The organism is Pseudomonas parafulva (assembly GCF_002021815.1).
Taxonomy (GTDB): Bacteria; Pseudomonadota; Gammaproteobacteria; order Pseudomonadales; family Pseudomonadaceae; genus Aquipseudomonas; species Aquipseudomonas parafulva_B.
The window spans coordinates 4,486,160-4,511,701 of record NZ_CP019952.1; the positions used below are offsets into that span (position 1 = coordinate 4,486,160).

24 protein-coding genes are annotated in these 25,542 nt (G+C 61.3%); 4 read left to right on the forward strand and 20 right to left on the reverse strand.

Features of this window, described 5'->3' with window-relative positions; all coding sequences use genetic code 11:
• Window positions 1-57: 57 nt before the first annotated feature.
• Window positions 58-1,287, forward strand: a complete 1,230-nt coding sequence (gene serA, locus B2J77_RS20260; protein ID WP_078479322.1) for a phosphoglycerate dehydrogenase — start codon at window positions 58-60, stop codon at window positions 1,285-1,287.
• Window positions 1,288-1,489: 202 nt separating this feature from the next.
• Window positions 1,490-1,978 (forward strand): substrate-binding periplasmic protein, encoded by a 489-nt coding sequence (locus B2J77_RS20265; RefSeq protein ID WP_058638162.1) that lies wholly within the window; start codon window positions 1,490-1,492, stop codon window positions 1,976-1,978.
• A 47-nt stretch (window positions 1,979-2,025) separates the two neighbouring features.
• On the opposite strand, the gene B2J77_RS20270 is transcribed toward B2J77_RS20265, so the two are convergent.
• Window positions 2,026-2,649, reverse strand: a complete 624-nt coding sequence (locus B2J77_RS20270) for a 2OG-Fe(II) oxygenase (protein ID WP_058638163.1) — start codon at window positions 2,647-2,649, stop codon at window positions 2,026-2,028.
• A 120-nt stretch (window positions 2,650-2,769) separates the two neighbouring features.
• On the opposite strand from B2J77_RS20270, the gene B2J77_RS20275 reads away from it, so the two are divergent.
• A complete protein-coding gene (locus B2J77_RS20275; RefSeq protein ID WP_058638164.1) occupies window positions 2,770-3,522 on the forward strand; it encodes a DUF2059 domain-containing protein in 753 nt (250 codons plus the stop codon).
• Here B2J77_RS20275 and B2J77_RS20280 read toward each other — a convergent pair whose 3' ends face one another.
• Complete coding sequence (locus B2J77_RS20280; RefSeq protein ID WP_078479323.1) at window positions 3,523-4,449, reverse strand: alpha/beta hydrolase; 927 nt, start codon at window positions 4,447-4,449, stop codon at window positions 3,523-3,525.
• A 122-nt stretch (window positions 4,450-4,571) separates the two neighbouring features.
• Between B2J77_RS20280 and B2J77_RS20285 the strand changes: the two genes are divergently transcribed.
• Entirely contained in the window at window positions 4,572-5,141 is a 570-nt protein-coding gene (locus B2J77_RS20285; protein ID WP_058603077.1) for a DUF6436 domain-containing protein, read from the forward strand.
• Here the strand turns inward: B2J77_RS20285 and B2J77_RS20290 are convergent.
• The 18 genes from B2J77_RS20290 to B2J77_RS20375 form a co-directional block, all read right to left on the reverse strand.
• Window positions 5,120-5,686 carry a sugar O-acetyltransferase gene (locus B2J77_RS20290; RefSeq protein WP_078479324.1) on the reverse strand — a complete coding sequence of 189 codons (567 nt, stop codon included), beginning with the start codon at window positions 5,684-5,686 and terminating at the stop codon, window positions 5,120-5,122. The two genes, B2J77_RS20285 and B2J77_RS20290, sit on opposite strands and share 22 nt — an antisense overlap.
• A 160-nt stretch (window positions 5,687-5,846) precedes the next feature.
• On the reverse strand, window positions 5,847-6,632 hold the full coding sequence (locus tag B2J77_RS20295) for a MetQ/NlpA family ABC transporter substrate-binding protein (protein ID WP_058602856.1): 786 nt from the start codon (window positions 6,630-6,632) through the stop codon (window positions 5,847-5,849).
• A 175-nt stretch (window positions 6,633-6,807) separates the two neighbouring features.
• Window positions 6,808-7,638: a sigma 54-interacting transcriptional regulator gene (locus B2J77_RS20300; protein ID WP_058638168.1), complete on the reverse strand. Its 831-nt coding sequence runs from the start codon at window positions 7,636-7,638 to the stop codon at window positions 6,808-6,810.
• Window positions 7,639-7,699: 61 nt separating this feature from the next.
• Window positions 7,700-8,281, reverse strand: coding sequence for an alpha/beta hydrolase (locus tag B2J77_RS20305; protein WP_058638169.1), 582 nt, complete (start codon window positions 8,279-8,281; stop codon window positions 7,700-7,702).
• Window positions 8,282-8,437: 156 nt separating this feature from the next.
• Window positions 8,438-9,427 carry a sulfate/molybdate ABC transporter ATP-binding protein gene (locus B2J77_RS20310; protein ID WP_058602853.1) on the reverse strand — a complete coding sequence of 330 codons (990 nt, stop codon included), beginning with the start codon at window positions 9,425-9,427 and terminating at the stop codon, window positions 8,438-8,440.
• Between the two features lie 3 nt (window positions 9,428-9,430).
• On the reverse strand, window positions 9,431-10,303 hold the full coding sequence (cysW, locus tag B2J77_RS20315) for a sulfate ABC transporter permease subunit CysW (RefSeq protein WP_058602852.1): 873 nt from the start codon (window positions 10,301-10,303) through the stop codon (window positions 9,431-9,433).
• A gap of 11 nt (window positions 10,304-10,314) precedes the next feature.
• On the reverse strand, window positions 10,315-11,133 hold the full coding sequence (cysT, locus tag B2J77_RS20320) for a sulfate ABC transporter permease subunit CysT (RefSeq protein WP_058602851.1): 819 nt from the start codon (window positions 11,131-11,133) through the stop codon (window positions 10,315-10,317).
• A gap of 83 nt (window positions 11,134-11,216) precedes the next feature.
• Complete coding sequence (locus tag B2J77_RS20325) at window positions 11,217-12,224, reverse strand: sulfate ABC transporter substrate-binding protein (protein ID WP_058602850.1); 1,008 nt, start codon at window positions 12,222-12,224, stop codon at window positions 11,217-11,219.
• A 50-nt stretch (window positions 12,225-12,274) separates the two neighbouring features.
• Complete coding sequence (gene oscA, locus B2J77_RS20330; RefSeq protein WP_016489716.1) at window positions 12,275-12,457, reverse strand: sulfur starvation response protein OscA; 183 nt, start codon at window positions 12,455-12,457, stop codon at window positions 12,275-12,277.
• Window positions 12,458-13,194: 737 nt separating this feature from the next.
• Window positions 13,195-16,248 (reverse strand): efflux RND transporter permease subunit, encoded by a 3,054-nt coding sequence (locus B2J77_RS20335; protein ID WP_078479325.1) that lies wholly within the window; start codon window positions 16,246-16,248, stop codon window positions 13,195-13,197.
• A complete protein-coding gene (locus B2J77_RS20340; RefSeq protein ID WP_058638173.1) occupies window positions 16,245-17,312 on the reverse strand; it encodes an efflux RND transporter periplasmic adaptor subunit in 1,068 nt (355 codons plus the stop codon). Before B2J77_RS20340 ends, B2J77_RS20335 begins: the two co-directional genes overlap by 4 nt.
• Complete coding sequence (locus B2J77_RS20345; RefSeq protein WP_078479326.1) at window positions 17,309-18,397, reverse strand: efflux RND transporter periplasmic adaptor subunit; 1,089 nt, start codon at window positions 18,395-18,397, stop codon at window positions 17,309-17,311. Before B2J77_RS20345 ends, B2J77_RS20340 begins: the two co-directional genes overlap by 4 nt.
• A gap of 232 nt (window positions 18,398-18,629) precedes the next feature.
• On the reverse strand, window positions 18,630-19,520 hold the full coding sequence (locus B2J77_RS20350; RefSeq protein ID WP_023532426.1) for an ABC transporter permease subunit: 891 nt from the start codon (window positions 19,518-19,520) through the stop codon (window positions 18,630-18,632).
• The gene (locus B2J77_RS20355) at window positions 19,517-20,437 is read right to left on the reverse strand and encodes an ABC transporter permease subunit (RefSeq protein WP_058638175.1); all 921 of its coding nucleotides are present in this window, start codon (window positions 20,435-20,437) and stop codon (window positions 19,517-19,519) included. The genes B2J77_RS20350 and B2J77_RS20355 overlap by 4 nt, the downstream gene beginning before the upstream one ends.
• Window positions 20,434-21,576 (reverse strand): polyamine ABC transporter ATP-binding protein, encoded by a 1,143-nt coding sequence (potA, locus tag B2J77_RS20360; protein WP_058602845.1) that lies wholly within the window; start codon window positions 21,574-21,576, stop codon window positions 20,434-20,436. The genes B2J77_RS20355 and potA overlap by 4 nt, the downstream gene beginning before the upstream one ends.
• 67 nt (window positions 21,577-21,643) lie before the next feature.
• Window positions 21,644-22,738: a polyamine ABC transporter substrate-binding protein gene (locus tag B2J77_RS20365; protein WP_078479327.1), complete on the reverse strand. Its 1,095-nt coding sequence runs from the start codon at window positions 22,736-22,738 to the stop codon at window positions 21,644-21,646.
• A gap of 158 nt (window positions 22,739-22,896) precedes the next feature.
• Complete coding sequence (locus B2J77_RS20370) at window positions 22,897-23,994, reverse strand: polyamine ABC transporter substrate-binding protein (RefSeq protein WP_058638177.1); 1,098 nt, start codon at window positions 23,992-23,994, stop codon at window positions 22,897-22,899.
• Window positions 23,995-24,154: 160 nt separating this feature from the next.
• Window positions 24,155-25,516 (reverse strand): aspartate aminotransferase family protein, encoded by a 1,362-nt coding sequence (locus B2J77_RS20375; protein WP_058602842.1) that lies wholly within the window; start codon window positions 25,514-25,516, stop codon window positions 24,155-24,157.
• Window positions 25,517-25,542: the final 26 nt, after the last annotated feature.

Sequence of the window (25,542 nt, forward strand, 5' to 3'; positions counted from 1 at the left end):
CCCACGGGCACCTGGCATCACCCTCGCCACTTTTCTCCGGGATACAGGTTTACGCAGATGAGCAAGACTTCTCTCGACAAGAGCAAGATCCGGTTCCTTCTTCTTGAAGGTGTACACCAGAACGCAGTCGATACCCTGACGGCTGCCGGCTACACCAACATCGAATACCTCACTGGTTCGTTGCCCGAAGCAGAGTTGAAGGAAAAGATCGCCGACGCGCACTTCATCGGCATCCGCTCACGTACCCAATTGACCGAAGAAATCTTCGACTGCGCCAAGAAACTGGTCGCCGTCGGTTGCTTCTGCATCGGTACCAACCAGGTCGACCTGGAAGCTGCCCGTCAGCGCGGTATCGCAGTGTTCAACGCACCGTACTCCAACACCCGTTCTGTAGCCGAACTGGTGCTGGCCGAAGCCATCCTGCTGCTGCGCGGCATTCCGGAAAAGAACGCCTCGTGCCATCGTGGCGGCTGGATCAAGAGCGCAGCCAACTCCTTCGAGATTCGCGGCAAGAAGCTGGGCATCGTCGGTTACGGCTCCATTGGTACCCAACTGTCTGTACTGGCCGAAAGCCTGGGCATGCAGGTGTACTTCTTCGATCCGCTGACCAAGCTGCCGCTGGGCAATGCTGTCCAGGTGACCAGCCTGCACGAATTGCTCGGCCTGGCCGATATCGTCTCGCTGCACGTGCCTGAGCTGCCCTCCACCCAGTGGATGATCGGCGAGAAGGAAATCCGCGCGATGAAAAAAGGCGCCATCCTGATCAACGCTGCCCGCGGCACCGTGGTCGAACTCGATCACCTGGCCGCGGCCATCAAGGACAAGCACCTGATCGGCGCTGCCATCGACGTGTTCCCGGTCGAGCCACGTTCCAACGAAGAAGAGTTCGAAAGCCCGCTGCGTGGCCTGGATAACGTGATCCTCACGCCGCACATCGGCGGCTCCACTGCCGAGGCCCAGGCCAACATCGGCCTGGAAGTGGCCGAGAAGCTGGTCAAGTACAGCGACAACGGCACCTCGGTGTCGTCGGTCAACTTCCCAGAAGTGGCCCTGCCTGCTCACCCTGGCAAGCACCGCCTGCTGCACATCCACGAAAACATTCCGGGTGTGCTCAGCGAAATCAACAAGGTGTTTGCCGAAAACGGCATCAACATCTCGGGTCAGTTCCTGCAGACCAACGAGAAAGTGGGCTACGTGGTGATCGACGTCGACGCCGAATACTCGGACCTGGCGCAGGAGAAGCTGCAACAGGTCAAGGGCACCATCCGCTCGCGCGTACTGTTCTAATACGCAGCAAGCGTGGATCGAGGGAGGCCCAGGTGGCCTCCCTTTTCGTTATGGCCCACCACGGCGGCGGGCGGCGAGCACGAAAAAATCCAGGCTGCACATCAAACAATGCCGCGACTTCAGGGTCATAGGCTGCGCTCGACCATGGCGAGGAAGAAAGCCATGGCGACGGTTATTCATGGGTAAACGAAAAGGGGCATTCATGCGTTCGACCATAGGGGTACTGCTGGCGGTACTGATCAGCCCATTGGCTCAGGCAGAGCTGCTGGACGAAATCGCCGATCGCGGTGAACTGCGTATCGCCGTCCAGGGCGACAACGCGCCATACGCTTTCAAGCAGGATGATCACCTGACAGGGTTCGATGTGGAGTTCGGCCAGGCCCTGGCCTCAGAGCTCGACCTGCGCGTGGAATTCGTCGAAACACCCGAGGCGCAAACCCTGCCCGGCGTCGAAAGTGGCAAATACGACATCGCGTTGCTGCCTGTCACGGCAATAGCGCAAGGTGATAGCCCGCTCGACACCAGCCTGCCCTTTGGCAAGCACCAGCTTGTGGTGCCGTTCCAAAAGGACAACCCCGCCTTCGAAAGCGCCGTGAACAATGCGCTGCAACGCCTGAAGGACAGCGGTCGTACGGCCGAACTGGAACACAAGTGGCTTGCCGACGAGCAGCAGGCCGCAGCGACTCAGTAGCGTGCCGCAGTCAAACGAGGCACGCGCTGATCAGCACGCACGGCCGTTCAGAACGGGTCATTGCCGCGGCGTCTGAACCAGCCAGTCAAGGACAGGCGTTCACGACCGGCCGGCAGCACCTCGTGAGGGACTTCGCCGGACAGGAAGACCACCAGGCACCCTGCGACGGGCTGAACATCGTGCTCCACCCCATCGGCCAGGAACATGCGCAACTGCCCACCGTCTGCGGGCGTCCAGTCTTCGTTCAGGTAGAACACGGCCGACACCATGCGCCGGTCGTCATCGCGAAAACGGTCCAGATGCCGTTTGTAGAAAGCGCCGGGTGGATAAAGGGCAAAGTGGCATTCGAAGTCTTCCAGGCCCAGGAAAAGCCCTTGGTTGATTGCCAGGCGCAGTTGATCCATGGCTGCCAGGTACTGGTCGCAGGCGTGTGCCTGGCCTGGATCGATCCACTGAATCTGATCCCCACGGATGGCCTCGCGCACCTCTTGGGACGGCCCCCGTCCAATACCTGCGGGGTTAAGCTCCCCTTGGGCATAACGGCGTCGGCATTCGTTCGCCAGCGCGCCGACCAGGTCCGCCGGCAGGAACAGTGCCTGTTGGGACCAGCCATGGGTTGCCAGATCGTCGACGACGGCCGCAAGCATCGGGTGTGGGGGGGAAATGTGCATGGCGCATCATATCCATTCGCCCTCTCGGCGCCCAGCGCCACTTGGCTGAGAAGCGCGTGGATATCTCGACAAACCGACGCCGCCCCACAGACAATAGCCATCTGCCGACAGGAGTCCTGAATGCGCCGTCTGTTTTCCCTGATTCTGCTGATGAGCTGTACGTTGCCTGTCTGGGCAGACAACCTGGATCAGCTGTACAAGACCGCTGGCTGGCCCGAGCAACGCGCTCATTTCACCGACGCCTTGAACGCCGCCCAGCAGCGCTACCGCAACAGCTTGCCGCCTGCCGTCTACCAGGCACTGGTGAGCAACAGCAACCAGCGTTTTCAGGCTCAGGCCGTGGACCGTCGTGCGCTTGCACAACTGCGCGCCGCATTACCCAACCCATCGCCGGCGCTGGCCTTTTTCCAGTCGCCATTAGGCCGCAAGATCGTCGCGGCCGAACTGCGGGCGACCCGCAAGGATGAATTGGCCAAAAATGCCGATGGCCTGCCCAAGATTCAGGCCAGCGACGATCGCGTGTTGATCATTGGCCACCTGGCCCAGGCCCTGCCTGCCCGGGAAGCGGGGGCGGAGGTAAGCCTGGCCATTGCCGGTATGGCCGCCGACAGCCTGAGCGCCATGATTCCGGGGCTGTTGGGCGGTGGCCAGGCGCAAGGCCTGCTCGACGGCCAGCGCCAACGCCTGATGAACCAGATAGGCCAGGACCTGAACAACACCTTGCTGTACGTGTACCGTGACCTCACGGACGCAGAACTCGAAGAATTCGCGACCTTTGCCGAATCCAACGACGGCAAAGCCTACTACCGCGCAGCGCTGGCGGCCATTCGCGCCGGCCTGGCGGTCGGCCAGAGCACGGGCGAGCTGAAGTGATCAGCCCAGGTGCTGGTCGATGAAGTCGAAATAGCGCTGTCGAATGGCAGGCAGTTCGTTGGCCAGGTGATGACGGGCCCCTGGTAGCATGAGCACCTGCGGTTCGGCGAACTTGGCCTTCAACACGCGAAGGTTGTAAGGCCAGTCGACCGTGCCATCCGCCTCTCCCTGCACGATCACCGGACGCCGAGTGCTGACAGGCGCCTCCTCGATGCGTCTGATCCAGTCGATCAGCGCCCCGACCCATGCCGTGGGGAGCCGCCGCGGCTGAAGCGGGTCAGCTTCAAGAAACGGCAGAAATGCAGGGTCCGTGCTGTTTTCAGTGAACCGCCGCTCGATGCCGTTCACGAAATGGCGCAACACGTGATAGCTGAGCTTCGACCAGTGCCAGGCACAAGGCCGCACCAGCGGGGCGAGCAGCAGTACCTGCCCATCGACGGGACTTGCTCCTGCACTGTGCAGCAAGTGGTCCACGGCAATCGCCCCGCCCGTACTCTGCCCGCACAGGTGCCAAGGGTGCGGCAGTTGCAGGCTGTGCGCCTGTTCGAACAAGCCTTGGAGCACCTGCTGGTACACGGCGAAGTCATCAATGCTGGCACGCTCACCGCTGGACAGGCCGTGACCCGGCAAATCGCAGCTGACAACGGCGTAACCGCGCTTCAATGCCCAGGCCACCAGGTGCCTGTACAGTCCCATGTGGTCATAGTAGCCGTGCAGCAGTAGCAAAGTCGCCGTAGGCTGTAGCGGAGCCCACACCTGCGCGACCACCTCGAAACCGGCAACGGCAAACCGTCCAAGCCAGCTGTGAACCGGCAGGTCGAGGCCGTAGAAGCGTTGATAAGCCTGCGCGTGGGTGGATAGGCGTTCGCGCGCGCTCAGCGGGGCCAGGCTGGTGCGCAGGAGGTCTGGATGAAAGCTTGCGGGCATTGGCTGGATCCGGCGTGAAGCAAGTATTGACTTGGGATATTCAGCTGATCGACGCGCCGTGGCAAGCTGGCTGCATCCGCCACCACCTTCGAACTGCCTACGGGAGCTGCCATCGGCCCTTCATGAACCTGCCAACCCTCAAACTATTGGGCACCCTGCTCGGCCTGGTGGCCGGAGCGGTCTTCATCTGGCAGGCCTACACAACCTTCCAGGCTCGCTATGTGCGACCGTTCGACAACCAGGCGACATTCTTCGACGGCGCCCGGTTACAGCTACCCCGCGAACTGGCCGGCCCTGGGCCGGTTCGGGTCGTGCACTTCTGGGACCCGGCCTGTCCGTGCAACGTCGGCAACCAGCAGCATCTGGCTGACCTGATGCAGCGCTTCAAAGACCGGGGTGTCACCTTCCACGTCCTGCAAAAACGCGGAACGCGCGGCTACCTGCCCGATGACCTGGCCGGGCTCAAGCCACTGGGCAACCTACCGGGCAGCGAGCACCTGCCCGCCTCGCCTGCGGTAGCCATCTGGGATCGCCAGGGGCAGCTGGCGTATTTCGGCCCCTACAGCGAAGGTGCGGTGTGCAACGCCGCCAACAGTTTCATCGAGCCGATACTCAACGCGCTACTCGAAGGCCGCCCAGTCAGCGCCTCCAACACCCTGGCAGTCGGCTGTTATTGCCCCTGGGCAGGTTGACGTATGCGGGCCGGGTTGCCCACCACCGTCGCGCCAGGTGGCACATCGCGGGTGACGACACTGCCCGCGCCAACCACGGCGTCATCACCGATACGCACCCCCGGCAGGATGATGGCCCCGCCCCCGATCCACACGTTATTGCCGATGCTGACCGGTCGCCCGCTTTCCAGGCCCGTACGCCGCACCTGTGGATCGAGCGGGTGATCGGCCGTGTAGATCTGCACGTTCGGGCCGATCTGGCAGTCCTCGCCGATCTGCACAGGCAGCACGTCCAGGATTACGCAATTGAAGTTCATGAAGGTATTGCGGCCCACATGGATGTTGTAGCCGTAGTCGCAATAGAAAGGCGCACGCAGCGTGACACCTTCGCCTGCATGGCCAAAGTGCTCGGCCAGCAACGCATGCCGCGCCTCGGCCGTCAGCTCGACGCTGTTGTTATAGCGGTGCATCCACCGTTTGTTGGCGGCCTGTTCGGCTTGTAATTCAGGGCAGGTGGCGAGGTAGAGCTCGCCTGCGAGCATCTTCTGTTTTTCGCTCAGGGACATGGCAACTCCTCATGAGAACTATGCGCGTAGCGGGGATAGGCTGATCATCGGACCACACACAGGGCTCAATCTCTCAGCCGCAGGCAGCATTGTCTTGGGGTATACCTGAAACGAAAACGCCGACACACAAGGCGTCGGCGTTTGGGCAGCGGTGCGCTGGTCAGAATGCAGGCAGCACGGCACCCTGATACTTCTTGGCGATGAATGCCTTCACTTCCGGGCTGGTCAGCGCCTTGGCCAGCTTCTGGATGGCATCGCTGTCCTTGTTGTCAGGACGTGCGACGAGGAAGTTGACGTAAGGCGAGTCGCTGCCTTCGATGACCAGGGCGTCCTTGGCAGGGTTCAGGCCCGCTTCCAGCGCATAGTTGGTGTTGATCATGTCCAGGTCGACCTGATCCAGCACGCGGGGCAACATTGCCGATTCCAGCTCGCGGAACTTCAGCTTCTTAGGGTTCTCGGCGATGTCCTTCGGCGTGGCCAGGGCATTTTTCGGATCCTTCAGGGTAATCAGCCCTGCCTTCTGCAACAGCAGCAGAGCACGCCCGCTATTGCTGCCCTCGTTAGGGATGGCGACGGTCGCGCCTTCCTTGAGCTCATCCAGGCTCTTGACCTTCTTCGAGTAGCCACCGAAGGGCTCGACGTGGACGCCGACAACGGTCTCCAGGTGGGTGCCCTTGCCCTCGTTGAAGCTCTGCAGGTACGGGAGAGTCTGGAAGTAGTTGGCATCCAGACGCTTCTGGTCAACCTGCACGTTGGGTTGCACGTAGTCGGTGAACACTTTGATCTGCAGATCGACACCTTCCTTGGCCAGGGTCGGCTTGATCAGCTCGAGGATCTCGGCGTGCGGGATGGGCGTTGCGGCAACCACCAGCTTCTCGGCGGCGCCGGCCAGGCCAGCGAAGGACAGGGCAGCAGCCAGGGCGGTGGTCAGCAGGGTCTTCTTCATGGTGATCCTTGTTCTGCATCTGAGCCATCGACGATGGCGAACGGGGTGGCCGAGGCACTGCGGTCCTGGGCGTGGAGCGGACAATACCGATAATTTTTATGCCGGAACAATATCTTTTATTTCGCTGCTTATTCCAAAAGCAAAATGCCACCAGCGCGTTTGCTTATGAGCGCCTCTACTGTGGAGTATTGGGCAGGTCCAGGTCTTCGGGCAGGAGTTCGGGCCCGTCATTGACCAGCAAGGCGAAGTGGATGACGTTTTCCAGCTCGCGGGTATTGCCGGTCCAAGGGTGGTGCTCGAGCAGGCGCTGTGCAGCCTCGCTTATCAACGGCACGGGCCGCTGCAAACGCCCGCTGTAGATGCCAACGAAGTATTCCGCCAATGCCAGGATGTCCCCCGGGCGCTCGCGCAGCGGCGGCAGTTCAAGGGCGCCCTCGCGCAAGTATTGATACAACCGCTCGCTGAAGCGTCCTGCCTTCACCACCCGCCCCAGGTCAATGCTCGTGGCTGCCACCAGTCGCACATCCACCGGCTGCGCCTGGTGTGCGCCTACGCGGGTGACTTCGCGGTTTTCCAGTGCCGCCAGCAGCTTGGCCTGAATGGCCGAGGGCAAGTCGGCGATTTCGTCCAGATAAAGCGTGCCGCCGTTGGCCGATCCGAACCAGCCAGCGCGGCTGCTGGCGGTGCCGCCATGGCTACCGGCGCTATAGCCGAACAGCTCTGCATCGGCATAGGTTGGGCTGATGGCGGCGCAATTGACCGACACGAACAGGCCGGGGCGGTCGCTGGCGCGGTGAATCTGGCGGGCCAGCAACTCCTTGCCGGTGCCGGTTTCACCGCGGATCAGCACCGGCAGCGGCAGCGGCGCCAAGTGCTCCAGCTCCGTGCGCAATCGCTGGGAGCGCGGATCGATGAAGACCAGCGCCTTGGCGCGAATGCTCAGCGGGCTCTTGTCGAGTTCGGGGAATGTCAGCAATGGCTGGCCGAAGGGATTCTGATACGTCATGACGAGCTCCCGCCCCTGGCCTGCGGCGGCTGGGCGTGTGACGGATGGAAACGGACGCCGTTCAGGCGCGGCGCAGCGCGCGTTGTTCGATGCGGCCTTGCAGGCGATACAGGTAGGCGAATCCCTGCTCCCAGCACTCATGCCCGGATTTCACGTTGATGTGACCGGCGCCGGTCAAGAGCCCTGCTTCTGCTCCCCACTGCTGGGCCATGTGCAAAGCGCGCGGGACGCTGACAGCGGGATCGTTGTCCGAGCTGACCACCTGGCTTGGAAAGGGAAGCGCCGACTGCGGGATGGGCGAAAAATTGCGCAGCGCCGGCGCACACCCTGGTCGCTCGACATCCGCTGGCGCTACCAACAAGGCGCCGCGCACGCGACCGAGCAGACCGGCTGCGGCCTGTTCGGCCCAATGCGCCACCGTGATGCAGCCCAGGCTATGGGCAATGAGGATAACCGGGTCGGGCTCGGCAGCAATGGCAGTATCCAGCGCCTTTACCCAGTCCTGGCAGAGCGGTGTCAGCCAATCGCGCTGCTCCACGCGTGCGCTGTTGGGCAGGGTGCGCTGCCAGTGGCTTTGCCAATGATTGTCCGGCGATCCCTGCCAGCCTGGGATGATCAGGTAGCGAACTGATTCGTTACGCATGAAGTGGGTCTCCAGTAGCTTGCGTGCTTGGAAACCCAGTATAAAGCGGCCTATATATACTTAAAGGAATAAAAAGAAATTTGTTTATAACCTTTAAGCAGCTAACCGGCGGATGTTTCCTGGCGACACCGCTTTATCCGCCCCAAACCCATCGCCTTAAATGGCTGGCAGTTTCTGCCAGACCTTCGGTCGGAAGAACAACGTCTCGCCCCGGGCCAGCCCTGTCAGGCTGTCGTGGTCCTTGACCACCTCGGCTTCGATCAGCTCACTTTGGCCCTCGACTTTCAAAGTCACCCGCGTGGTGGCCCCCAGCGGGCGAATGTCCCGGACTTCGGCGGCATGGTGGCCCTCGGTTTCGTGACGTGACAACGATACTTCGTGGGGACGGAACAGCACATGCTGACCTTCGCTCAAGGCCAGGCGGTTGGAATCACCCAGGAAGTGGTAGACGAAATCGTTGGCGGGTTGTTCGTACACTTCGCCCGGCGAGCCAATCTGCTCGATCACGCCCTTGTTCATGACCACGATACGGTCAGCCACTTCCATGGCCTCTTCCTGGTCATGGGTCACGAATACCGAGGTCAGGTTGATATCTTCGTGCAAGCGGGCCAGCCAGCGGCGCAGCTCTTTGCGCACCTTGGCGTCCAGCGCACCGAAGGGCTCGTCCAGCAGCAACACCTTGGGCTCTACTGCCAGGGCGCGGGCCAGGGCGATACGCTGGCGCTGACCGCCGGACAACTGCTCCGGATAACGATCGGACAGCCAATCGAGCTGCACCATGTTCAGCAGCTCGTGCACTTTCTGGGCAATGCTGCTTTCGCTCGGGCGTTCACCCTTGGGCTTCATGCGCAAGCCGAAGGCGACGTTGTCGAATACGGTCATGTGCCTGAACAGCGCATAGTGCTGAAACACGAACCCGACGTTGCGATCGCGTACATCGTGCCCGGAGACGTCCTCGCCATGAAAAACGATGTTGCCCTGATCCGGCGTCTCCAGGCCGGCGATGATCCGCAGCAGTGTGGTCTTGCCGCAGCCCGACGGGCCCAGCAGCGCCACCAGCTCACCACTGTTGATGTCCAGGTTGATACCATCGAGCGCCTGGAAACTGTTGAAACGCTTGCTGACGTTACGAACTTCGATCGACATGAATCATTCCTCCGCAGCGCTATGGCGCAGACGGTTAATACGGTTCTCGCTCCACTGCTTGAGCAGCAGGATGAAGAGCGCCAGGATCAGCAACAGGCTGGCCACGCTGAAGGCCGCCACGTGGTTGTACTCGTTGTAGAGAATTTCCACATGCAGCGGCAAGGTATTGGTCACACCGCGAATATGCCCGGAAACGACCGACACTGCGCCAAACTCCCCCATCGCCCGTGCCGTGCACAACACCACGCCATAGATCAGGCCCCACTTGATGTTGGGCAGCGTCACATGCCAGAACATCTGCCAGCCATTGGCACCAAGCAGTCGGGCGGCTTCTTCTTCCTGGGTGCCTTGCTCCTGCATCAGCGGAATCAGCTCGCGGGCCACGAACGGCACCGTCACGAAGATGGTGGCCAGGACGATGCCCGGCAGGGCGAAGACGATCTGGATGTCGTGATCCTGCAGCCACGGCCCGAACAGGCCCTGGGCGCCGAACATGAGCACGTAGACCAGGCCGGCGATCACGGGCGACACTGAAAACGGCAGGTCGATCAGGGTGACCAGAATACTTTTGCCGCGGAAGTTGTACTTGCTCACGCACCATGCCGCGCTGACGCCGAACACCAGGTTCAGCGGCACCGAAATGGCAACGGCAAGCAGGGTGAGCTTCAGGGCCGACAACGCGTCGGGTTCGAAGATGGCTTCGAAGAAGGTACCGAACCCATTCTTCAGGGCCTGGGAAACCACGATGACCAACGGCAACAGCAGAAACAGTGCAAACACCAGCCAGCCAAGGCCGATAAGCAGCCGCCGCGATGTGGCGCTGCCGCGACGGGCGGCGTTGGCGGCGGCGGTTGCATTCAGGGAAGAACTGGACATGCCGACCTCCTTCAAGGGGTTTCGATGCGGCGCTGCAACAAGTTGATCAGCAGCAGCAGGATGAAGGAAACCACCAGCATCAACACGCCGATGGCGGTAGCGCCGGTGTAGTCGTACTGGTCGAGCTTGACCATGATCAGCAAGGGCAGGATCTCGGTTTTCATCGGCATGTTGCCGGCGATGAAAATGACCGATCCGTATTCACCCACCCCACGGGCGAACGCCAGGGCAAAGCCGGTGAGCCAGGCCGGCAGCAGGGCCGGGGCCAGCACATGGCGAAACACCTGCAGCGGTCTGGCGCCCAGGCAGGCAGCGGCTTCTTCGACCTCGCGTGGGATGTCTGCCAGCACTGGCTGTACCGTGCGCACCACGAACGGCAGGGTGACGAACGTCAGCGCCAGGGTAATGCCCAGGGGGGTGTAGGCGATCTTGAAGCCCAGGTCGGTTGCGAATTGGCCGACCCAGCCAGCCGGCGCGTACAGCGCGGTGAGCGCGATGCCGGCCACTGCCGTTGGAAGGGCGAAGGGCAAATCGATCATCGCGTCGATGATCTTGCGCCCGGGGAAGGTATAACGCACCAGCACCCAGGCCAGCAGCGTCCCGATCACGCCATTGATGATCGCGGCAAACAGGGCGGTGCCAAAGCTCAGCTTCAACGCGGCGATGACCCGCGGCGCGCTGATGATGGTCCAGAACTGTTCGAAGGTCAGCTGTGAGGCATGGATGAACATGGCCGCCAGCGGTATCAGCACAATCAGGCTGAGGTACACCAAGGTGTATCCCAGCGTCAGCCCGAAGCCGGGTATGACGGGGGAAATGCGACGTGACATAGAGATCCCTGGTTGAATGCACGTGGCCCGGGAACCATCCCGGGCCGTGATAGGCGTCCGAATTTCGGGTTATTCCTTGGCCCTTACTGTGCCTGATAGATCTGGTCGAACACACCGCCGTCGTTGAAGAATTTTGGCTGTGCGCTCTTCCAGCCGCCGAAGTCCTTGTCGATGGTCACCAGGTCCAGCTTGGGGAACTGCTTGCCAAATTCAGCCGCCACCTTCTCGTCACGCGGGCGGTAGAAGTTCTCGGCAGCAATCTTCTGCCCAGCCGGGCTGTAAAGGTGTTTCAGGTACTCGGTAGCGATTTCGGTATTGCCCTTTTTCTCGGCATTCTTGTCGACTACCGCCACAGGCGGCTCGGCCAGAATCGACAGCGATGGCACGACGATGTCGAACTTGTCAGCCCCACCGTCCTCCTTCAACGCCAGGAAGGCTTCGTTTTCCCAGGCCAGCAGCACATCGCCCTGACCGTTGTTGACGAAGGTGATGGTCGAGCCGCGGGCGCCGGTGTCCAGTACTGGCACGTGCTTGAACAGCTCCTGCACGTAGGCTTTTGCCTTGTCCTCGCTACCGCCGGTTTTCAGGCCATAGGCCCAAGCGGCGAGGAAGTTCCAGCGCGCGCCCCCGGAAGTCTTGGGGTTTGGGGTAATGACCGAGACGTCCTTCTTGATCAGGTCGCCCCAGTCCTTGATGCCCTTGGGGTTGCCCTTGCGTACCAGGAATACGATGGTCGAGGTGTAGGGGGTGCTGGCGTCCGGCAGGCGAGTCTGCCAGTTTTCCGGCAGGGTCTTGCCGAGCTTGGCGATTTCGTCGATGTCCCCGGCCAAGGCCAGGGTCACCACGTCGGCGCGCAGACCGTCAATCACCGCACGGCCCTGTTTGCCCGAGCCGCCATGGGACTGCTGGATCTTCACCTTGTCGCCCGGATGGGCCTGCTGCCAGTGCTTGATGAACTCGGCGTTGTACTGCTGATACAGCTCGCGGGTCGGGTCGTAAGACACGTTCAGCAGTTCGTAATCCTTGGCGATGGCGGAACCGGCAAACACAGCACTGGCCAGAGCGGCAAGCGCATAACGGCGGATGGACATGGTGAAGCTCCCGATTGGCATTTTTTCTAGTTCTGGAAGGTGGGGCGTGTTCAGCCGGACTTGTTGCCAGGCTGCTGCAGACGGAACTTCTCCTTGCGCTCGATCTGTACCACCTGGGCGTTGTGCACGGTGATTTCCACGGCGCCAAAGCGCAGATCGCGCAGCGCGCTCTGGATCTCACGCAAGATGGTGGCTTCGTCCTGACCGTCGATACTGCGCAGCGATGCACTCATGCTCGTTCTCCTTGGAGTGAGATTGCCGGGCAGAGGTTTGAATGAGAGTTTGCGCCTGGCGTGAGGGCAATAGTAGTGGGGGCGAATTATTCTTAAAAATACTATTTAAGAATGTTTATATAACTTTTTTTAAGATTATTTGATGCCCTTTCTGCATGGATTCATTAGCGCTGCGCACGCGCTCAGTGGCGTACTCGCGTCTAGCAACCCCTCGCCTGAAAGCGGGCTATGACACGGAGAGTCGCTGGCCTCGGGATCGTGGCTCACGGCAGCGACCTGCCAAAGCCTACAGCTGCGGGTGCAGGTCCCCATTGTAGATACAAGGAGCGACCTCTCCGGGTCGCCAGACCGGCGAGGCCGCACACATGGGGGATCGGCTAGCCTTCCAGGGGCGGTGCAAGGCAGTTGCTTCGGCATGGCCCCCAGGCACGGTAATTCAGTCATCACACGGTCAAGGTAGGAGCAACTATCTTTCACCGCATCTAAGGGCCAGCATCTCTGGGGCTGCTGCGCAGCCCATCGCGGCACTAGGCCGCTCCTACCGTGATCGTGGGATGGCTGAAGTAGTGCGATTGCGGAAGCAACTGCCTTTCACCGCATCTAGGGTCCAGCGCCCCCCCGTGTGGGAGCGGCCTTGCGCCGCGATGGGCTGCGCAGCAGCCCCAGGGTTTCAGCTTCGTAGCGCGCAATATCGGGGCCGCTTTGCGGCCCAGCTGGCAAGCGACGCGTATCGCGCCTCAACCTTCCTGACGAGGCTCCCGAATCTTGTAGGACGCTACATACAGCGCCGGCAAGAACAGCAGCGTGAGCAAGGTCGCCACGATGATGCCGCCGATCATGGCGTAGGCCATCGGGCCCCAGAACACCTCGCGGGCAATCGGGATCATGCCCAGGCTGGCGGCGGCAGCAGTCAGCAGAATCGGCCGGCGACGATGGTTGGTCGCCTCGACCACGGCGTCCCAAGGCGAGTATCCCTGGGCTTCGAACTCATCGATTTGGGTCACCAGAATCACCGAGTTGCGAATGATGATGCCGGCCAGCGCCAAAATACCCAGAATCGCCACGAAGCCCATTGGCGTGCCGGTCGGCACCAGCGCCAACACCACGCCGATGAGCCCCAGTGGCGCCACGCTGATCACCAGGAACAGCTTCTTCACACTGTGCAATTGGATCATCAGGAACGTGGCCATGAGGAACAGCATCAGCGGGATCACCTTGGCGATGGGCCCCTGGGCCTTGCCGCTCTCTTCCACCGTACCGCCGGTTGCAATCTCATAGCCGGTGGGCAACTGGCTAGCGAATTTGTCGATATCCGGCTTGAGCTGGGCCACCAGGTCCGTGGGCTGGATATCGCCGTTGACCGAGGCCTTGAGTGTGATCGTCGGCTTGCGATCGCGGCGCCAGACCAGGGGCTGCTCCTGTTCGTAGCGCACGGTGGCAAACGCCAGCAGCGGGATCGAGGTGCCATTGGGCGTTAGGATCTGCAGGTTTTGCAGCGTATCGGGGGAGCCCCGCTCGCTGTCCACGGCGCGGGCCACCACATCGATCAGATAGATATCGTCGTTGACTTGGGTGACGGGTACGCCGGTGACGATGCTGTTCATCACATTGGCCACGTCTTCCGACGACAACCCCAGCTGACGGGCCTTGTCCTGGGCGATATCGATGCGCAGCACTTTGCCCGGCTCGTTCCAGTCGTAGATCATTTCGCCGATGTTGGGGTTCTTGTCCAGCAGCGTCGCCAGCTCGATGGCATGCTTGCGCACCTGGTCGATGTCCTTGCCGCTGACCCGGTACTGGATCGGCCGCCCCACCGGAGGCCCCATTTCCAGCGACTGGACGTTCGAGCCGATACCCACAAAATCCTCGCGCAGGCGCTTCTGCAGGCGGGCGATGAGTTCACCGCGCTCCTCCAGGCCTTTGCTCACGATGACCAACTGCGCGTAGTAGGGGTTCTGCAACTGCTGGTCCAATGGCAGGTAGAAGCGCACCGCACCCTGGCCGATGTAGGTGCTCCAGTGGTCGATGCTCTCATCGTCCTTGAGCGTTGCCTCCAGCTGGTCGACCACCTTGCGGGTTTCCTGGATCGACGCATTCTGTGGCAGGTTCAGATCGACCAGGATTTCCGGACGGTCCGATGCAGGGAAGAACTGGTTCTGTACGAAGCGCATGCAGAACACTGCCAGGGCGAACAGCACCACGGTGCCGATGATGGTCAACCAGCGGTGGCGCATGCTCCACAACAAACCCTGTTCGAACGCCCGGGCCACCTTGCCCGGCTTGTCATCATGGGACTTCACCTTCCGGGCGTTGAGAATGTGCACACCCAGCACGGGGGCGAAGAACACGGCGACCACCCACGACACCAACAGCGCCACGGCAATGACTGCGAACAGCGTAAAGGTGTATTCGCCGGCCGAACTGGCGTTCAGGCCGATCGGCACGAAACCGGCCACGGTCACCAGCGTACCGGTGAGCATGGGAAAGGCCGTGGAGGTATAGGCGAACGTCGCGGCATCCTGCTTGCTCTCGCCCATCTCAAGGCGTGTGACCATGACCTCCACCGTGATCATGGCGTCATCGACCAGCAGCCCCAGCGCAATGATCAACGCACCCAGCGAGATACGCTGCATGGTGATGCCGCTGTATTCCATGAACACGAACACCATGGCCAGCACCAGCGGGATCGAGCACGCCACCACCAGGCCTGCACGTACGCCAAGGCTGACGAAGCTGACGGCCAATACGATGATCACCGCCTCGAACAGCGCGCTAGTGAAGCCACCGACGGCCTTCTCCACCACTGTGGCCTGGTTGGACACCGTGTGCACATCGACGCCTACCGGAAGCTCGTTGGTAATGCGCTGCATGGTCTGCTTCAGGGCCTTGCCAAACTCCTGGATGTTGCCGCCCTTCTGCATGCCGATGGCAAGGCCCAGGGCCGTCTTGCCGTTGTAGCGGAACATTGGCGCAGGCGGATCGGCATAGCCGCGCTCGACCTGAGCAACATCTGCCAGGCGGTAGAAGCGGTTGTTGATGCGCAGGTTGACGTTCTCAAGGTCCTTTTCCGAGGCGAACTGCCCGCTGGTCCGTACGGAGATACGCTCCGGCCCGGCCTCGATCACGCCCGCTGGCGTCACGCTGTTCTGCGTCTGCAAAGCCTGCATCACCTGACGCTGGTCGATACCCAAGGCAGCGAGCTTGCGGGTGGAGAAGTTCAGGTAGAGCACTTCGTCCTGGATACCGACCATTTCGATTTTGCCGATATTGGGCACTTCACGGACCTCGGCCCGCACCCGCTCCACATAATCACGCAACTGACGCAGGCTCAGCCCGTCGGCGGTGAAAGCGTAGATGGAACCGAATACGTCGCCGAATTCATCGTTGAAGCCAGGGCCCTGCAAGCCCTCGGGGAAATCGCCGCGAATGTCCTGGATCTTCTTGCGTACCTGGTACCAGATCTGCGGTATTTCGTCTGCCTTGGTGGTGTCGCGCAGGTAGACGAACACCGTTGATTCACCTGGCCGGGTATAGCTCTTGGTGTAGTCGAGCGAATCGAGCTCCTCGAGCTTCTTCTCGATCCGGTCGGTGACCTGCAGCAGCGTCTCCTCCTGGGTAGCGCCAGGCCAGCGAGTCTGGATCACCATGGTCTTGATGGTGAAGGACGGGTCTTCTTCGCGGCCGAGGTTGAAGTACGAAAAGATGCCCATGAGCAGGCCGACGAACATCAGGTACCACACGAACGACTGATGCTTGAGCGCCCATTCGGACAGGTTGAAGCTTCCTTTCATTGCGCATCCTCGTCGAAGGTGACCTGCTGGCCAGGCTTGAGGCTATTGACGCCGGCGATCACCACCCGCTCCCCAGGCTGTACGCCTGATGAGACGACGATGCGGTCTTCGTTTCGGTCGATCAGGGTCACGTCGCGCAAAGCGACAGTTTTCTGTTGAGGTTCGACGACCCACACCTGGGTCTTGCCATCGCGCTCGAGCAGAGCGCTAGCCGGCAGTTCGCTGCGCGGAGAAACCTGCGAGCTGAGGGTGACGCTGACGGCAGTCCCCAGATGGAAGGTTTCAGGGGTACTGGCCAAGGTCAGCCGCGCACGCCGGGTGCGGGTGGTGGCATCGGCCTTGGGCTCGAGCTCGCGCAAGGTGGCGGTGGTGTTGACGGCAGGGTTGAGCTGCGAGGCAACGGTGAAGGTCAGGTCCGGGGCCAACTGCTCGGCAATGCCAATGGGCAGGTCGATCACGGCTTCCTTCACGTCTGGCCTGGCCAGCTTGACCACCGCCTGCCCAGCGGTGACGGTTTGCCCAGCCTCGGCCTGCCAAGCGGTGATCACCGCCGCATGATCGCTGCGCAGCGTGGTGTAGCCGAGCTGATCACGGGCCTGACTGACCGAGGACCTGGCCTGCTCCAACGTGGCGCCGGCGGTTTTCAGGTTGGTCTGGGCAATGTCCAGCTGGGCCTGAGCACCCACGCCGCGGTCGTACAACTGTTGTTGCCGGCGGGCGTCGGACTGCGCGTTGATCCACTGCGCCTGCACCCTGGCTAGGTCGCCTTCAGCTGCACGCAGTTGGTTTTGCTGGTCGGTCGGATCCAGCGTGGCCAGCGTATCGCCCGCTTTGACCTGGGCACCGACGTCCAGCCAACGGCGTGCGATGCGACCGCCTACGCGAAAGCCCAAGGTACTTTCGTAGCGCGCTTCGATGACGCCTGCAAAGCGGCCCAGGCGGGCCTGCAACTGAGGTTGCACCACTACCGACAGCACGGGGCGAACCGGCTCTGGCGGCTGCTCTTGCTTGCCGCACCCGACAAGCAACACACCGGCACACATCAGTGTTAGCCAAGGCTTCATAGCGGGCTCTCCGGCGCTTTGGCGGGGACTTTTTCAACTTTCATGCCGGGGTGCAGCAGCTGCCCGCCGGTCACCACGACGACTTCGCCACCGTCGAGGCCCTTACCGATGACCACGGTGCCGGTCAGGTAGCGGCTCACTTCGACTTCCCGCAACTGCACCTTGTCGCCCTCACCCACGATCCATACGGCGGGTTTCTTCAGGCCTTTGGTCAGTGCCGACCAAGGCAGCTCGACACTCGGCTTGCCCCGCCCCTGCGTGGTCACGGTGACGGGCGCGCCCAACTGCATGGCAGGCGGAACGTCCTGCAGACCGACCTTGACCTGTACCGTACCGCTCTGGGCCGAGACGGTGGGCGTGATTTCCCTCACCGCCCCACGGGCTTGTACCTTGGGATCGTCCAGCAGGCTGACCACCACGCTGGCATCGCTCGGGGTGCCTGCCAACAGGGACTCATAGACGTTGAACACCGCATCACGCTCGCCATCCCGGGCCAGGCTGAAGATCGGCATGGTCGCTTGCACCACTTGGCCTACCTCGGCCTGGCGCTCGGTGATCACACCATCGGCCTCTGATACCAGCGCGGTATAGCTCAACTGCTCGTTGGCGTTCGCCAGCTGAGCCTGTGCGGCCTTCAGGGCGCTCTGGTTGCTGCGCAGCGAGGCCTGGGCAGCATCGTATTCGCTTTGGCTGGTATAGCCCTTGGGCAGCAGTTTCTGCTGGCGGACGAAGGCGGCTTGGGTCTGGGTTACACGCGCCTGGGCGGCGAACACCTCGGCCTTGGCCGAGGCGACGTTGTTCTGCAGGTCCTTGGGGTCAAGCCGCGCCAGCACCTGCTTGGCCTTGACGTGATCGCCCACATCCACCGCGCGCGAGATGATCTTGCCGCCTACGCGGAAAGAAAGGTCGGTTTGCACACGCGCCTGGATATCACCGGTCAGGGTCACCCTGGCAGCGAAATCAGCAGATTGGACAGTCTGCACCCCCACGCGAGGCAGGGTTCCTTCGGGCTCACTCTTGCTGCAGCCCGTGAGCAAGCCCAGCACCCCCAAGCCGGTGACCAGCAGCACACGCGACAACGTCATGGAGGCTCCTTTCTTGCGCGCAAAAGATTCATGCATGCGATTCGCCAGGTAAGCCGGGGTTCCATAATTCTTATTGGAGTACTAGAGGCCCTGCCTACTTCAGGCCCCTGGGCGGCTTTGTTAGGTCAGGTATAGCGAGCTCCAGCAATTGTGTCAGTACCGCATTCTCTCAAGATCACGGGCGCTGGGTCGGGCGTAGCTGATCGTCTGCAAGCGAGCAGCTACGCCTCAATCAGATCGGCGCCACCGGCGCCGGGCGCCGTACCTGTGGCTGCGAGGCGTTGGCCGCCGCGCCCTCTTCGATGGCTTGCTGTATGGCCTTGCGGCGGCGCTCCTCGGCACGGCGGCTGAAGTACCAGACGAAGAACGTAACCAACGAGACGGACAGCAGAATCAGGCTGGCCACGGCGTTGATCTCCGGCTTCACGCCCAGGCGCACCGCCGAGAACACTTCCATGGGCAACGTGGTCGAGCCTGGCCCGGACACGAAGCTTGCCAGCACCAGGTCATCGAGCGACAGCGCGAACGACATCATGCCGCCGGCCGCCAGCGATGGCGCAATCATGGGGATGGTGATCAGGAAGAACACCTTCCACGGCTTGGCTCCCAGGTCCATGGCCGCTTCCTCGATCGACAGGTCCAGTTCACGCAACCGCGCCGACACGACAACCGCCACATAGGCTGCACAGAAGGTGGTGTGGGCGATCCAGATGGTGACCACGCCACGCTCCTGCGGCCAACCGATCAATTGCGCCATGGCCACGAACAGCAGCAACAGCGACAGACCGGTGATGACTTCAGGCATCACCAGCGGCGCAGTGACCAGGCCGCCGAACAAGGTGCGCCCGCGGAAGCGGGTGACCCGGGTCAGCACGAAAGCGGCCATGGTGCCCAACGCAACCGCTGCCACCGCCGTGTAGCAGGCAATTTCCAGCGAGCGCATCACCGAGCCGATCAGCTGGGTGTTGTCCAGCAGGCCGACGTACCACTTCACCGACCACCCACCCCACACCGTCACCAACTTGGAGGCGTTGAACGAGTAGATGACCAGAATCACCATCGGCAAGTAAATGAACAGCAAGCCGAACACCAGCATCAGCTTGGAAAAACCGAAGCGCTTCATGCCCTGCCCTCCATTTCCTTGGCCTGGCTGCGGTTGAACAGCAGAATCGGCACGATCAGGATCGCCAGCATCACCACCGCCAGCGCGGAGGCCACCGGCCAGTCACGGTTGTTGAAGAACTCCTGCCACAACACCTTGCCGATCATCAGGGTTTCCGGACCGCCGAGCAGCTCGGGGATCACGAATTCGCCCACCACGGGGATGAATACCAGCATACAACCGGCGATGATGCCGTTTTTCGACAGCGGCACGGTGATTTTCCAGAAACTGTTGAAGGTGCTCGAGCCCAGGTCAGATGCCGCTTCGAGCAGGCTTGGGTCATGCTTCACCAGGTTGGCGAACAAGGGCAGGATCATGAACGGCAGGTAGGAATAGACCACGCCGATATACACCGCCAGGTTGGTGTTCAGGATCTGCAGCGGCTGGTCGATCAGCCCGGTCCACATCAGAAAGCCGTTGAGCAAACCGTTGTTGCTGAGAATGCCCATCCAGGCATACACGCGGATCAGGATCGCGGTCCAGGTCGGCATCATGATCAGCAGCAGCAGGACGGTCTGGGTTTCCTTCTTGGCATTGGCGATGGCGTAGGCCATCGGGTAGCCGATCAGCAGGCAAAGCAGCGTGCTGATGAACGCCATCTTAAGCGAACCCAGGTAGGCCGAGATATACAGGTCGTCCTCGGTCAGCAAACCGTAGTTGGCCAGGTTGAGCACCAACTGGATCTTGTCCTCGACGTAGCTGTAGATCTCGGTATAAGGCGGGATCGCCACGTCAGCTTCGGCGAAGCTGATCTTCAGGACGATGAAGAACGGCAGCATGAAGAACAGGAACAGCCACACGAAAGGAACACCGATCACCAGGTGCCGCCCCTCAGGGGTGATGCGCCGGAACGCTCGCTTGAGCTTGCGCAGCTTCATGACCGCAGTACCACGCCGCTGTCGTCTTCCCACCATACGTAGACTTCATCGTCCCACGTAGGGCGCGCGCCTTGGCGCTCGGCGTTGGCGACGAACGACTGCACCACCTTGCCACTGGGTAGCTTGACGTAGAACACCGAATGACCGCCCAGGTAGGCGATGTCATGGATCTTGCCGCGCGACCAGTTGTACTCGAAGTCAGGCTGGACAGTGGTGACCAGCATCTTTTCCGGGCGCAGCGCATAGGTGATGTGCTTGTCTTCCACGGAGGTGGAAACACCATGCCCGACGTAGATCTTGCGCTCAAGTTCAGGCGAGGCGATCAGGGCATGACCTTCGGCATCGTCGATCACCTCGGCATCGAACAGGTTGACGTTGCCGATGAATTCGCAGACCAGGCGGCTGGTCGGGGTTTCGTAGATATCCACCGGCGAGCCGATCTGAGCGATCCAGCCCAGGTGCATGATGGCAATGCGCTGGGCCATGGTCATGGCCTCTTCCTGGTCGTGGGTCACCATCACGCAGGTCACACCGACGCGCTCGATGATTTCCACCAGCTCCAGTTGCATCTGCGAACGCAGCTTCTTGTCCAGGGCGCCCATCGGCTCGTCCAGCAGCAACAGCTTGGGGCGCTTGGCCAGGGAGCGAGCCAAGGCCACGCGCTGGCGCTGGCCACCGGAGAGCTGATGCGGTTTGCGCTTGGCGTACTGGGTCATGTGCACCAGCTTGAGCATCTCGGCCACGCGGGCGTCGACCTCGGCCTTGGGCAAGCGGTCCTGCTGCAGGCCGAAGGCGATGTTCTGCGCCACGGTCATGTGCGGGAACAGGGCGTAGGACTGGAACATCATGTTGATCGGCCGCTCGTAGGGCGGCATGTCGGTGATGTCCACACCGTCCAGGAAGATGCGCCCTTCGGTGGGGCGTTCGAAGCCTGCCAGCATGCGCAGCAAGGTCGACTTACCGGAGCCGGAACCGCCGAGCAAGGCGAAGATTTCGCCCTTGCGGATTTCCAGGGACACATCGTCCACCGCTACCGTTTCGTCGAATTTTTTCGTGACCCGGTCGATCTTGACCAGCACCTGCTTGGGTTGCTGGCCACCCTCGAGGGCTTTCTTATAGGCGCCGGAGGCAACTGCCATGAGTGAAACTCCCAACAAGATTTTTGTGCCCGCGCGGCCTGCCAGGCAGGTCGCGGGGTGAGGTGGATTACTTGCCCGACTTGACCTTGGTCCAGCTGCGGGTCATCAGGCGCTGCACCTTGGGCGGCAGCTCTGAGTTCACGAACATCTTGTCCAGCACATCCTGCGGTGGATAGACCGCAGCGTCAGTCCTCACGGCCTGGTCCATCAGGTCGCCAGCCTTCGAGTTAGGGTTGGCATAACCGACGTAATCACTGACCTGGGCGATAACCTCAGGTTTCAGCAAATAGTTGATCAAGGCATGCGCCTGCTCCACGTTCCTGGCGTCCTTGGGGATCGCCAGCACGTCGAACCAGAGGTTGCCGCCTTCTTTAGGAATGGCATAAGCCAGGTTCACGCCCTTCTTCGCCTCTTCGGCGCGGGCCTTGGCCTGGAACACATCACCCGAGAAACCCGCCGCGACACAGATGTTGCCGTTGGCAAGGTCGGTGATGTACTTGGACGAATGGAAGTAGGTCACGTAGGGACGCACCGCCAGCAGCTTCTGCTCGGCCTTGGCGTAATCCTTGGGGTTGGTGCTGTTGGGATCCAGGCCCATGTAGTTGAGGACGGCCGGTAGCATTTCGTCCGCCGAGTCGAGGAAGGCCACACCGCACTTGGACAACTTCTTCATGTTCTCGGGTTCGAACAGCACCGCCCAGGAATCGATGGTATCGACGCCAAGCGCCTCCTTGACCTTGTCGACGTTATACCCGATACCATTGGTGCCCCACAGGTAAGGCACGGCATACAGGTTGCCCGGATCGTTCTTCTCCAGACGCTTCATCAGCGCAGGATCAAGGTTCGCGTAATTGGGTAGCAGTGTCTTGTCGAGCTTCTGGAAAGCGCCCGCCTTGATCTGCTTGCCCAGGAAATGGTTGGAAGGCACGACCACGTCATAGCCGGTCCTGCCGGCCAGCAGCTTACCTTCCAGGGTCTCGTTGGAATCGAAGACATCCTGCACCGGCTTGATGCCCGTGGCTTTCTCGAAGCCCGCGAGGGTATCAGGGCCGATATAGTCGGACCAGTTGTAGAAATGCACCGTAGGCGCCGCTTGGACGCTGCATGCCAGCGTCAGGCTCGCTGCAGCCATCATGGCCTTGCGTAATACAGAATTGGACAAGTGGGTGGTCCTCACAATCAGTGTCTGGGTAGCGACAATGCTGCCGCACACGCAAAACCGGCGCGCAACTTACCTTCGCAGCTTCGATGCCGCAATGTTCAATTGCCTTTCACTGGTTTCGGACCGGGAATACCCGGCCCGAAAATGCTACATCAGGCTTATTTGCCCGATTTGATCTTGGTCCAGCTGCGGGTAATCACCCGTTGCACTGCTGCCTCAGGGGCGGCAATGGCGTACAGCTGCTTTTTCACTTCAGCGGACGGATAGATGCTTGGGTCGCTGGTGATTTCCTTGTCCACGAAGGCGGTCGCGGCCTTGTTGCCGTTGGGGAAGCGCACGGCATTGGTGATTTCGGCCATGACTTGCGGCTGCATCAGGAAGTCCATGAACTTGTAGGCCGCTTCCTTGTGCTCGGCATCCTTGGGCATGGCAACCATGTCATAGAAGGTGCCGGCGCCTTCTTTCGGAATCACGTAGTCCAGCTTGACCTTGTCCCCCGCCTCGTGGGCGCGGGTCTTGGACTGTTCCAGGTCACCCGAGTAGCCGACTGCCAGGCAGATGTTGCCGTTGGCCAGGTCGCCAATGTACTTGGAGGAATGGAAGTAGGTGATCGAAGGACGGATCTTGAGGAACAGGTCCTCGGCAGCCTTGAGGTCTTCCTTCTTGGTGCTGTTGGTCGGCAGGCCCAGGTAATGCAGGGCAGCTGGCAGCATTTCGGTTGGGGCATCAAGGAAGCTCACGCCACAGCTCTTGAGCTTGGCGATGTTCTCTGGCTTGAAGACCACGTCCCAGGAGTCGATCTTGTCCACGCCCAGCGCGGCCTTGACCTTCTCGGGGTTGTAGCCGATGCCGATCGAGCCCCACATGTAGGGGAAGGCGTATTTGTTGCCCGGGTCACTGGCATCGCCCACGGCCTTGAGCAGGTCCTCGTCGAGGTTCTTCCAGTTGGGCAGCTTGGTGCGATCGAGTTCCTGGTAGACGCCAGCTTTGATCTGCTTGGCCAGGAAGTTGTTGGAAGGCACCACGATGTCATAGCCGGACTTGCCGGCCAGCAACTTGGCCTCCAGGGTTTCGTTGCTGTCGAACACGTCGTACTTGACCTTTATGCCCGACTCTTTCTCGAACTTGGCGATGGTGTCCGGAGCGATGTAGTCCGACCAGTTGTAGACGTTCAGTACCTTGTCTTCAGCCTGTACAGCCCCGACCACTGCGCCCATCAGCGCGGCGGCCAACAACGTCTTGCCCATATTCTTCATGCGTCATGCTCCAGAGTGTTCGATTAGCTATCCGTTCAGAAGCCGGGTCCCGCAGTACACGCGTGTGGGCGACTGAAGCAGCCGCTAGTCTGGCAAGTTACAAGGCCCGGTTTCAAGGAAACCTGGCCCTTGTAACGACTTAATGTCACATCGCTAGCTGTCAGCGAATCGCTTCGAGCGTCAGGTCCAGGCATTTACGTGCCTTTTCCACCAGTTCGTCGATCTCGGCCGGGCTGATGACCAGAGGTGGCGCGATGATCATCGTGTCGCCAACAGCCCGCATGATCAGACCATTGTCGAAGCAGAAATTACGGCAGATCATGCCCGCGCCCTTGCCTTCGAAACGGCTGCGGGTCGCCTTGTCCTTGACCAGCTCGATCGCGCCGAGCAGGCCAACACCGCGCACCTCGCCCACCAGCGGGTGGTCCTGCAACTCACGCAGACGCTTTTGCAAATACGGTGCCGCTTCGGTGCGCGCTTTCTCGACGATTTGTTCGTCGCGCAGGATGCGCAGGTTTTCCAGGCCCACTGCGGCAGCCACAGGATGCCCCGAATAGGTGAAGCCGTGATTGAAATCCCCACCTTCGCTGAGCACCTTGGCCACCTTGTCACGCACGATCACACCGCCCATGGGGATGTAACCGGAGGTAAGGCCTTTGGCGATGGTCATCAGATCGGGCTTGAGGTCATAGAAATCCGAGCCGAACCACTGCCCTGTTCGCCCGAAGCCGCAAATGACTTCGTCGGCCACAAAGAGGATGTCGTAACGGGCCAGAATTTCCTTGATCTTCGGCCAGTAGGTGTCTGGCGGGATGATCACGCCACCTGCGCCCTGGATGGGCTCGGCGATGAACGCTGCGACGTTGTCCTCGCCGACTTCGAGAATTTTCTTTTCCAGTTGCTCCGCAGCCCAGACCCCGAACGCCTCCGGTGTCATGTCACCGCCCTCGCCATACCAGTACGGCTGGGGGATGTGCACCACGCCCGGGATGGGCAGGCCGCCTTGCTCGTGCATGCCACTCATGCCGCCCAGGCTGGCGCCGGCCACGGTGGAGCCGTGATAACCGTTGACCCGGCCGATCAGGGTCTGCTTGCTCGGTTTGCCCTTGAGTGCCCAGTAATGGCGAACCATGCGCAGCACCGTGTCGTTGCCTTCGGAGCCTGAACTGGTGAAGAACACATGGCTCATGCCCTCGGGCGCCACTTGGGTGATCGCCTTGGCCAACTCCAGCGCCGGAGGATGGGCGGTCTGGAAGAACAGGTTGTAGTAGGGCAGCTCACGCATCTGCCGCTCTGCCGCCTGAACCAGCTCCTCACGCCCATACCCCACGGCCACGCACCACAGGCCAGCCATGCCGTCGAGAATCTTGTGCCCCTCGCTGTCCCACAAATGCACGCCCTGCGCCTTGGTGATAATGCGCGGCCCCTTGTCCTTGAGCTGCTTGTAGTCGCTGAAAGGCGCGAGGTGATGCTCGCCACTGAGGGCTTGCCATTCACGGGTTTGCGGGTTGTTCAGGCTCATGTGCTTCTCCGTTGACGGACGGCCGC